A 9,601-nucleotide genomic window follows, 5' to 3' on the forward strand; every position below is an offset into this window, starting at 1 on the left:
CCTACCCGACCGTCGCCGGCACCGCCGTGTCGGTGGGCGACGTCATCCAGGCCAGCCTGCGCAGCGGCACGAACGCCACGTTCTACTCCTCGTCCAGCGGCACCACCGGCATCAAGTGCGCCGCGTCCAGCTTCAGCGCCAAGGTGCTGACCAACCCGACCGCCCCCGGCACCGCGACCGAGAGCCTGACCGCGCAGTCGTTCTCCAGCTGCACCACGAACGTCTTCGGCACCACCGGCGTGCAGAGCATCACCGTGAACAACCTGCCGTACACCACGTCGGTGACCAGCGCCGGCGTGGTCACCATCGCCGGCACGGCGGCCGCGCCGATCCAGAGCACCGTCGTGCTCAACTCGCTGCTCGGCGCGATCACCTGCGTCTACCGCACCAGCACGAACACGCTGACCGGTACGGCGTCCAACGGCACCAACTCGATCACCTTCACCAACCAGACCCTGACCAAGTTCTCCGGCCCGTCGCTGTGCTTCGGCACCGCGTACTTCACCGCCTCGTACTCGCCGGTGAAGGACACCAGCAAGACCGGCAGCCCGGCGGTCTACGTCAACTGACACCCGCTCCCGGGCCGGTGCGCGGCGGTACGCCGGGCGCCGGCCCGCACGCCGGCTCAGCCGGCCGTCAACGTGGCGTGCAGCGCGCGCATCGACCGCAGCGCCGACCGGATCTCCTGCAGGTAGCGGCCCGGCGTCAGGGTCGGCTCCGGCACGTCGACAGCGGCCCGGGCGGCCGGGTCCACGCCGACCGTCTCGATGCCGCACCCGTACGGCACGGCGAGCGTCCGCAGCGCGTCGCAGTGCTGGAACGGCACGTAGATCGGTGCGGTCACCATCAGCACCTCGTCGCCCGCGCGCAGCCGCACGTGCTCGGCCCAGAACCGTTGCGTGTCGGCGGTGTGCGCGCGACGCCGGTCCGGCTCGCTCGACGGCGCGGCGAGCACCCGTACCGGGGGTAGCCCGGCCGGCCGGTAGGTGCGCGAGGACCAGGACCGGTGCGGATGACCGGCGGGCTCGCCGCGTTCGTCGTCCGGCTCGGCCACCCCGAACGCCAGCCGCACCCCGGCGTCGAGGACGTCGACCTCGGTGGCGCAGCCGGACACCCCGGCCGCGTCGAGCGTGCGGCACTCGGCCGCCGAGAGCGGCCGGAAACTGCCCAGCACCGCCACCTCGCCGGTCACCCCGGCCGCCGTCCGGGCCAGCATCGCCGCGTACGCGGTGCGCCGCAGGCAGGCGTGCGCCAGCCCGCCGAGCACCAGCAGGTGCGCGTACCCGGATCGGGCCGGCGCGACCGCGCGGACCAGGCCCAGCGTGGCGGCCGCGCGCAGCACCAGCCCCGGCGGTGGCCGGGTCGAACGCCGGCTCCCGGGCGTCCGGGCGTTCCCGTCCTGCCGGAAGTCCCAGCGGCGGGCGGAGAACACGTCCAGGCCGGCCAGCACCGCCGTCAGGTCGCCGTCGGGCCAGTCGGCGCCGAAGTGCGCCACCAGATTCCGCACCGGGGCGGACTCCACCCAGGACCGGATCCCGGCCAGGAGGTCCGCCCGCGTCGTCCCCGCCACGCCGCCCGGCAACGTCACCTGATCCGTCCGCACCCGCCGGATGCTACCGCCGGGCCGGCCCGCGAAGTGCCAGTTGTCCCGCCCCCGCTCGTGGTGGGAACGTGCGGGGATCCACCTCCGCTGAAGGGTGCGCCGATGACCTCCGACGACCTGCTGGCCCGGCACCGCGCCGTGCTCCCGTCCTGGATGCCGCTCTACTACGCCGAACCCCTGGAACTCGTCGCCGGGTCCGGCCGCCGGGTCACCGACGCGGCCGGCCGGACCTATCTGGACTTCTTCGGCGGCGTGCTGACCACGATGGTCGGCCACGACATCCCGGAGATCCGGGAGGCGGTCGAGCGGCAGCTGCGGACCGGGCTCGTGCACACCTCCACGCTCTACCTGATCCGCCGGCAGGTCGAGCTGGCCGAGAAGATCGCCCGGCTCTCCGGCATCCCGGACGCCCGCGTGTTCTTCACCAACTCCGGCACCGAGGCGAACGAGGCCGCGCTGCTGGTCGCCACGAACCACCGGCGCTCGCACCAGATCCTCGCGGTGCGCAACAGCTACCACGGCCGGTCGTACGCGACGATGGGCGTCACCGGCAACCGCGGCTGGTCGGCCAGCGCGCTGAACCCCTTGCAGGTGGCCTGGCTGCACTCCGGGGAGCGGCTGCGCGGGCTGCTGGCCCGGCTCGACGCCGCCGACCGGGTCGACGCGGCGGTCGAGGACCTGCGCGAGGTGCTCGCCACCCAGACCGCCGGCGACGTGGCCTGCCTGATCGCCGAGCCGGTCCAGGGCGTCGGCGGCTTCGTGCACGGCCCGGACGGGCTCTTCGCCGCCTGGAAGAAGGTGCTCGACGAGCACGGCATCCTGCTGATCAGCGACGAGGTGCAGACCGGGTGGGGCCGTACCGGCGAGCACTTCTGGGGCTACCAGGCGCACGGCGTGACCCCGGACCTGCTCACCTTCGCCAAGGGCATCGGCAACGGCTTCGCGCTCGCCGGGGTGGTCGGCCGGGCCGAGGTGCTGGAGTCGGTGCCGGCGATCAGCTTCTCCACGTTCGGCGGCAACCCGGTCTCCACCGCGGCCGGCAACGCGGTGCTCGACTACCTGCTCGACCACGACCTCCAGGGCAACGCCGCCCGGGTCGGCGCGATCCTCGGCGACGGCCTGCGCGCGGCCACCGCCGGGCTGGACCGGGTCGCCGAGGTACGCGGCAAGGGCCTGATGCTCGCCGTCGAGTTCGTCCACCCGGGCACCGTCGAGCCGGACGCGGCGCTGACCACCCGCGTGTTCGAGGCGTGCCGGGCCGGCGGCCTGCTGGTCGGCAAGGGCGGCCTGTACGGCAACGTGATCCGGATGGGCCCGCCGCTGACGCTCACCGAGGACGAGGCCCGGGAGGGCCTGGCGATCCTGGTCGACGCGATCCGCGCCTCGATCGAGGCGTGACCATCAGCCCGGCCGGTCCCGTCCGGACCTGAGCAGCCGCAGCAGACCCGCCCCGGCCAGGTACGCCACCAGCGCCGGGGCGGGCAGGCCCAGCGGCTCCGGTCCCTCTTTGGGCGTGAGGCTGTTCAGCAGCAGGCCGACGAGCACGCCCGCGTACCCGGCGAGGGCCAGCCCGGCGCGCAGCCGCCGCCTCCCGACGCCGGCCGGGCCGGTCGCGGCCGGGCGGCGGGTCCGGGCCTCGACCGGGCCGAAGACGGCGACCAGCACGGCCAGCAACCGCGGCCAGCGCGAGCAGCCACGGTACGCGCCACGCCCACCAGGCCGCCGAGCCGACCGGGGGAGTGGGCAGCACGCCGAGCGCGTCCAGCAGGCCGACCAGCAGCACCGCGGCGGTCAGGTGCCAGAGGAACAGGGTGAGCACCACGGCGTTGACCGCGAGCACCGCCTGCCAGGGGCCGGACCGGCGCAGCCAGCGCCCGGCCGGGCGTCGCAGCAGCAGGATCAGGCCGAGCTGGGCGGCCGCGGCGGCCATCAGCGCCAGGCTCGGCGGCGCCGCGTTGTCCAGCCGCTCGCCGGGGACGTGGAGCATCGCCACCGGGTACGGTCCGGCCACCGTGAGCAGAACCAGCGCGACCAGGCCGCCGCCGAGCAGGACCGCGCCGGCCCGGCCGGACAGCGGCAGCCGGCGGCGGAACAGGCCACGCGGCGCGGCGTGTCCGGCGCGGGTGTCCGGCCGGGCGGCGTCGTACCAGGCGAACCCGACCTGGTGCACGGCCAGCCAGCCCAGCAGGTAGTTGCCGTCGGCGAGCACGGCCGGGCCGAGGAGCCGGCCGAGGTCGCCGAGCGCGACCAAGGCCACGAGCACCACCGGCACGGCGAGCCCGAACCGGCGGTGCAGCGCGTACATCGGCGGGGTCAGCGCCACCACCGCGACGTAGGCGACCAGGAACCACAGCGGGATGGTGGCGAACCAGATCACCTCGCGCACCTGCGCCGCGTCGGCGCCGCGCAGCGTGGCGATCCCCGCTCCCGCCGCCAGGACCAGCAGCAACACGGTGGTGGGGCGGATCAGCCGGGCGCTGCGGTCGACCAGCCAGCCCGTCGCCGAGCCGCCCCGGCGGCGGCGTGAGGTGAGCGAGGCGGCGTTGGCGTAGCCGCCGACCAGGAAGAACACCGGCATCACCTGGGCCACCCAGGTCAGCGGCCAGGCCCAGCGCAGGTCCGCCAGCGCGGAGTGGCCGGCGGGGCGGCCGTTGTCGTACCCGATCACCGTGACGCCCCAGTGGCCGAGCACGACCATGGTGATGGCCAGCGCCCGGAGCAGGTCGATGTAGCGCTCCCGCCCCGGCGGCGTGCGTTGCGCGAGCTGCCGCAGGCGGCGCATGAAGTCAGGCTAGGCCAGCGCGCCGCGACCGGTACGGATAACGGATCGGTCGAGAGGGGTTGTGGTCCCCGTCGCACTGTCGTAGAAATTCTTCAGTGGAAATGCCTTATGTGAAGACAAGCGACAGATCGTTCACCGGGCGTACCCGAACCGAGGAGATGCGATGAACAGGCGTGAGATCCTTCGGCGCAGCGCCGCCGCCGGCCTGCTGGCCACCCCTGCCGCCGGCCTGCTCGCCGGCTGCGCCACCTCTGGTGGCGGCGACGAGGGCGACGGCGGCGCGTACAAGGGCACGAAGAGCGAGCAGAACCCGCTCGGCGTGGCCGAGGACGCCCCGCTGGAGGTGGTGATCTTCAACGGCGGCTTCGGGGAGGACTACGCCAAGGCCCACGAGGCCATGTACAAGGAGCGGTACCCGAAGGCGGAGATCAAGCACTCGGCCACCGCGGAGATCAGCAAGACGCTCCAGCCCCGCTTCGTCGACGGCAGCCCGCCCGACGTGGTGAACAACTCCGGCGCCGGCCAGATCGACTTCAACGGCCTGGTCTCCCAGAACGCGCTCGCCGACCTGGGCGAGCTGCTCGCCGCCCCCAGCCTCGACACGCCCGGCAAGACGGTCAAGGACACGCTGCTGCCCGGCACCGTGGAGGTCGGCTCCTACGACGGCCGGTTCCTGGTCCTCAACTACACCTACACGGTGTACGGCATCTGGCACTCCACCAAGCTGTTCGCCGACCGTGGCTGGGAGGACGCCAAGACCTGGGACGACCACATCGCGCTCTGCCGCCGGATCAAGGCCGCCGGCATCGCCCCCTGGACGTACGCCGGTGTGCACCCCCGCTACATGAGCTGGCCGCTGATCTCCACCGCGATCAAGCTCGGCGGCCCGTCCGTGGCGCTGGCGATCGACAACCTGGAGCCGAACGCCTGGAAGTCGGACGCGATGAAGACCGCCGCCGACGCCTGGCACCAGATCGTCAAGGACAAGTTCATCCTCGCCGGCTCCCCGGGCCTGGACCACAAGCAGTCGCAGACCGCCTGGTGCCAGGGCAAGGCCGCGTTCATCTCCTGCGGCTCCTGGCTGGAGAGCGAGCAGAAGGACGTCACGCCGCCCGGCTTCAACATGACGGTCGCGCCCACGCCGAGCCTGGGCAGCGGCGACAAGCTGCCGTACGAGGCGATCCGCGGCACCGCGGGCGAGCCGTTCATGGTGCCGGCGAAGGCGAAGAACGTAGCCGGTGGCCTGGAGTACTTCCGGACCATGCTGTCCCGCAAGGGCGCGCAGGACTTCACCAAGAAGGTCGCCAGCCTGCCCGTGGTCGCCGGCGCCACCGAGGGCGTCGACCTGCCGTACGGGCTCAGCACCGTGGTCAAGGCGCTCGACGCGTCCGGGTCCAACGGCTTCAACTGGGTCTACAACAACTACTACCGCAAGCTGGAGCGCAACCTCGTCGACGCGGCCTGCGGCGAGTTCTTCAGCGGCCGGATCGGCCCGGCCGAGTTCCTCGACCAGTGCCAGAAGGGCGCCGACTCGATCGCCGGCGACAGCTCGGTCAAGAAGTACAAGCGGTCGGCGTGATGCGACAGGGCCGCCTCCCCCTGATCCTCACGTTCCTGCTGCCCCCGCTGGCGCTGTACGGCATCTTCGTGCTCTCGCCGTACCTCCAGGCTTTTCAGATCTCCACCACCGACTGGATGGGCTACTCCGCGCAGGCCGACCCGGTCGGCATGGCGAACTTCCGCACGCTGCTGAACGACGGGTACGTGTGGAACGCCCTGAAGAACAACGCGATCCTGCTCGCCGTGGTGCCGGTGGTGACGATCGGGCTGGGCCTGTTCTTCGCCAGCATGCTCACCATGGGCGGCCGCCGGGGCCGGGCCGGGGTGACCGGGGTGCGGGGCACCTCGGTCTACCGGCTCGTCTACTTCTTCCCGCAGGTGCTCTCCGTGGTGATCATCGCGCTGCTCTGGAAGGAGATCTACAGTCCGACGAGTGGCCTGCTCAACGGCGCCCTGCGCGCCGTCGGGCTGGCCACCCCGGCCTGGCTCGGCGACCCGCGCTTCGCGTTCTGGTGCGTGCTGGCGGTGATGGTGTGGAGCAACGTCGGCTTCTACGTGGTGCTCTTCGGCGCCGCCATGCAGGCCATCCCGCGTGACATCTACGAGGCGGTGCTGCTCGACGGCGCGTCCCGCACCACGATGCTGCGGAAGATCACCATTCCGCTGCTCTGGGACACCATCCAGGTCGCGTGGATCTACCTGGCCATCGCGGCGCTGGACGGCTTCATCCTGGTCCAGCTCATGACCAACGGCGGGCCGAACTTCTCCTCCGACGTGATCGGGCTGCGGATGTACGACACGTCGTTCGGCAGCGAGAACAAGTTCGGGTACGCCTCGGCGATCGGTGTGGCGATGTTCTTCCTGACCCTCTCGGTGGCGATGCTGGCGCTGCGCACCGCCCGGCGCGATCGGATCGAGTACTCGTGACCACCGTGGACACCGGCGCCCCGGGCGCCGAGGCGACCCGCGCGGCGACCCCGGCCGACCGTCCGCCCCGGCGTGAGCTGGGCGTGGCGAACGTCTTCTCGCACGGCTTCCTCATGCTCTGGGCGGCCATGACGGTGCTGCCGCTGGCCTGGATGGTGCTCAGCTCGCTGAAGAGCAACGGCGAGATCATCGCCGAGCCGTGGGGGCTGCCCGAGGCGCTGCGCTTCGACAACTGGGCGCGGGCCTGGAGCACCGCGCACATCGGCCGGTTCTTCTTCAACAGCCTGGTGGTGGTGTCCGGCTCGCTGAGTCTGACCATGCTGCTCGGCGCCACCGCCGCGTACGTCTTCGCGCGCTACGAGTTCCGCGGCCGGCAGGTGGTCTACTACCTGTTCGTCGGCGGCATGATGTTCCCGGTGTTCCTGGCCCTGGTGCCGCTGTTCTTCGTGGTCCGCAGCGTCGGCCTGCTCGGCACCTGGCCCGGCCTGATCCTGGTCTACACCGCGTACTCGCTGCCGTTCACGGTGTTCTTCCTGACCGCGTTCTTCCGGACGCTGCCGACCTCGGTGGCGGAGGCCGCGCTGATCGACGGGTGCGGGCACTTCCGGCTGTTCTTCCGGGTGATGCTGCCGATGGCGCGACCGGGACTGATCAGTGTCGGGATCTTCAACTTCCTGAGCCACTGGAACCAGTTCCTGCTGCCCCAGGTGCTCATCCCCGGCGACGGGCAGGACCGGATGCTCGCCCAGGGCCTGAGTTCGCTCGCGGTCAGCCAGGGCTACGCCGGTGACTACGCCCAGTTGTTCGCCGGCCTGACCATCGCGGTGCTGCCGGTGCTCGTGGTGTACGTGGCGTTCCAACGTCAGGTCCAGTCCGGACTGACCGCGGGGCAGCTCAAGTGAGGTGGTTGCCACAGGCAACGGGGCAGTGGGGAAGATCGAACTGACCTAGGGTGGGCCGGCACGCTCATCTATCGACAGGAATCTCATGTTCTTCCTCATCTACACGCTGTTGCTGCTGCTCGGCGGCATCGCGATGGTCGCGGTAGGCGTGGCCGTCAAGGAACAGGGGACCGGCTCCCGCATCCTCAACGTAGTCGTCGGCCTGGCCTTCTTCGGGTACGGCTTCTACCTGCTGTTCCTCTTCGACGGCGACAGCTACCGGATCTTCTTCTACGTCTTCGTCCTGCCGATCCTGCTGATCGTGCGCGCGGTGAAGGCGCGCAAGGAGGCACGCGAGCAGGCGGCGGCGCAGCAGTTCGCGGGCGCGCCGCAGCAGCCGGGGATGTACCCGGCGGCGGGGCACGGTCAGCCCGGTCCCGGGTTCCCGCCCGCCCCGGGCCAGCCCGCGCCGTACGGCGCCGCGCCGCAGGGTCAGCCCGCGCCGTACGGCGCGCCGCAGGGTCAGCCGGCGCAGTACGGCGCGCCGCCGCAGGGCTGGCAGCCGGGGCAGCCGGGCGGTCCGAACGCCTGAGCGGGTGACGGAGGCCGGTCGGCAGATCCCGGCCGGCCTTCGTTCCGCTTGACCGGTAGGAAATTTCCTACCTATGCTGGCGGGCATGTCCGTCACTCACGCGCAGATCGTCTCCGTCCCCGTCGGCGACCAGGACCGGGCCCGCGACTTCTACGTCGACGTCCTCGGCTTCGACCTGGTCCGGGACAACCCGATGCCGGACGGCCGCTGGGTCCAGGTGGCGCCCCGGGGCGCGGTGACCACGCTGACGCTCGTCACCTGGTTCGACAGCATGCCGGCCGGCTCGCTGCGCGGGCTGGTGCTGGAGAGCGACGACCTCGACGCGGACGTGGCCCGGCTGCGCGAGCGGGGGGTGGCGTTCGCCGAGGACAGCGTCCAGGTCGTGCCCTGGGGGCGCTATGTCACCTTCGCCGACCCGGACGGCAACGGGCTCGTCCTGCAGGAGACCCGTGTCTGAGCCGGACGTGTTCGCGGCGCTGGCCAACCCGACCCGGCGGGAGGTGCTGCGGCTGCTCCGCGACGAGGGGGAGCAGCCGGTGCAGCGGCTCGCCGACCGCTTCGAGATGCGGCGTCCCAGCCTGTCGGAGCACCTGCGGGTGCTCAAGGACGCCGGGCTGGTGACCGAGCGGCCCGTCGGCCGGCAGCGGGTCTACGCGCTGCGCCCCGAGCCGCTGCGGGAGGTGGCCGACTGGCTCACCCCGTACGAGCGGTTCTGGCGGCAGCGGCTGGCCGGCCTGGGCGACGTGCTGGACGCGATGCCGGATGAGTGAGCCGACCCGCATCGCGGTGGACCAGTTCCTGCCGCACCCGCCCGCCAAGGTGTGGCGCGCGCTGACCGATTCCGATCTGATCGGACGCTGGCTCATGCCGAACGACTTCCGGCCCGTACGCGGGCACCGGTTCACGTTCCGGACCGACGCGCGACCCGGCCAGCGGTTCGACGGGACGGTCCACTGCGAGGTGCTGGAACTGGACGAGCCGCGCCGGATGCGGTGGGCCTGGCGCGGCGGCACGCTCGACACGGTGGTCACCTGGACGCTTGTGCCCGAGGGGCGGGGCACCCGGCTGTTCCTGGAGCACGCCGGGTTCGATCCGGACGATCCGCTTCAGCGGCGTACCTTCACGCTGCTCGACGGCGGCTGGCGTACCCACGTCTGGGCGCGCCTCGCCGCCGCGCTGGCCGCGCTGCCCTGACCCGCCGCAGCGCGGGTCAGGCGGGTGGGGGCACGAGGCGGGCGTGCAGCGCCGCCGGGTCG

The 9,601-nt window shown here is 72.2% G+C and carries 10 protein-coding genes and 1 pseudogene; 9 read left to right on the forward strand and 2 right to left on the reverse strand.

The genetic code is table 11. From position 1 onward, the window contains the following. A partial coding sequence (locus MCBG_RS30090) for a hypothetical protein (RefSeq protein WP_043329747.1) occupies positions 1–569 on the forward strand: 569 nt, incomplete at its 5' end. Positions 570–625: 56 nt separating this feature from the next. On the opposite strand, the gene MCBG_RS30095 is transcribed toward MCBG_RS30090, so the two are convergent. Further along, a complete protein-coding gene (locus MCBG_RS30095) occupies positions 626–1,603 on the reverse strand; it encodes a hypothetical protein (RefSeq protein WP_223201386.1) in 978 nt (325 codons plus the stop codon). Between the two features lie 102 nt (positions 1,604–1,705). Here MCBG_RS30095 and MCBG_RS30100 point away from each other — a divergent pair, with 102 nt between their 5' ends. Then, positions 1,706–3,001, forward strand: coding sequence for an aspartate aminotransferase family protein (locus tag MCBG_RS30100; RefSeq protein ID WP_043329748.1), 1,296 nt, complete (start codon positions 1,706–1,708; stop codon positions 2,999–3,001). 3 nt (positions 3,002–3,004) lie between these two features. Here MCBG_RS30100 and MCBG_RS30105 read toward each other — a convergent pair. After that, positions 3,005–4,385, reverse strand: a pseudogene (locus tag MCBG_RS30105) (acyltransferase family protein). A gap of 163 nt (positions 4,386–4,548) precedes the next feature. Between MCBG_RS30105 and ngcE the strand changes: the two are divergent. The 7 genes from ngcE (at position 4,549) to MCBG_RS30140 (ending at position 9,539) form a co-directional block, all read left to right on the forward strand. Continuing rightward, positions 4,549–5,964, forward strand: coding sequence for an N-acetylglucosamine/diacetylchitobiose ABC transporter substrate-binding protein (gene ngcE / locus MCBG_RS30110; protein WP_043329751.1), 1,416 nt, complete (start codon positions 4,549–4,551; stop codon positions 5,962–5,964). Continuing rightward, positions 5,964–6,872 (forward strand): carbohydrate ABC transporter permease, encoded by a 909-nt coding sequence (locus MCBG_RS30115; protein WP_043329752.1) that lies wholly within the window; start codon positions 5,964–5,966, stop codon positions 6,870–6,872. Before ngcE ends, MCBG_RS30115 begins: the two co-directional genes overlap by 1 nt. After that, positions 6,869–7,774, forward strand: a complete 906-nt coding sequence (locus tag MCBG_RS30120) for a carbohydrate ABC transporter permease (protein WP_051611443.1) — start codon at positions 6,869–6,871, stop codon at positions 7,772–7,774. Before MCBG_RS30115 ends, MCBG_RS30120 begins: the two co-directional genes overlap by 4 nt. An 85-nt stretch (positions 7,775–7,859) precedes the next feature. Further along, on the forward strand, positions 7,860–8,345 hold the full coding sequence (locus tag MCBG_RS30125; protein ID WP_043329754.1) for a hypothetical protein: 486 nt from the start codon (positions 7,860–7,862) through the stop codon (positions 8,343–8,345). Positions 8,346–8,430: 85 nt separating this feature from the next. Continuing rightward, positions 8,431–8,802, forward strand: coding sequence for a VOC family protein (locus MCBG_RS30130; RefSeq protein WP_043331143.1), 372 nt, complete (start codon positions 8,431–8,433; stop codon positions 8,800–8,802). Continuing rightward, positions 8,795–9,115: an ArsR/SmtB family transcription factor gene (locus MCBG_RS30135; protein WP_030500330.1), complete on the forward strand. Its 321-nt coding sequence runs from the start codon at positions 8,795–8,797 to the stop codon at positions 9,113–9,115. Before MCBG_RS30130 ends, MCBG_RS30135 begins: the two co-directional genes overlap by 8 nt. Continuing rightward, a complete protein-coding gene (locus MCBG_RS30140; protein ID WP_043329759.1) occupies positions 9,108–9,539 on the forward strand; it encodes an SRPBCC family protein in 432 nt (143 codons plus the stop codon). Before MCBG_RS30135 ends, MCBG_RS30140 begins: the two co-directional genes overlap by 8 nt. Positions 9,540–9,601: the final 62 nt, after the last annotated feature.

The sequence above is a fragment of the Micromonospora sp. M42 genome (genome assembly GCF_000568915.1).
Taxonomy (GTDB): domain Bacteria; phylum Actinomycetota; class Actinomycetes; order Mycobacteriales; family Micromonosporaceae; genus Micromonospora; species Micromonospora chalcea.

Bases quoted from the DNA above. Each gene is read 5' to 3' on its own strand.
- MCBG_RS30100 (WP_043329748.1), top strand. From the start codon at position 1,706: ATGACCTCCGACGACCTGCTGGCCCGGCACCGCGCCGTGCTCCCGTCC.
- ngcE (WP_043329751.1), top strand. From the start codon at position 4,549: ATGAACAGGCGTGAGATCCTTCGGCGCAGCGCCGCCGCCGGCCTGCTG.
- MCBG_RS30115 (WP_043329752.1), top strand. From the start codon at position 5,964: ATGCGACAGGGCCGCCTCCCCCTGATCCTCACGTTCCTGCTGCCCCCG.
- MCBG_RS30125 (WP_043329754.1), top strand. From the start codon at position 7,860: ATGTTCTTCCTCATCTACACGCTGTTGCTGCTGCTCGGCGGCATCGCG.
- MCBG_RS30130 (WP_043331143.1), top strand. From the start codon at position 8,431: ATGTCCGTCACTCACGCGCAGATCGTCTCCGTCCCCGTCGGCGACCAG.
- MCBG_RS30140 (WP_043329759.1), top strand. From the start codon at position 9,108: ATGAGTGAGCCGACCCGCATCGCGGTGGACCAGTTCCTGCCGCACCCG.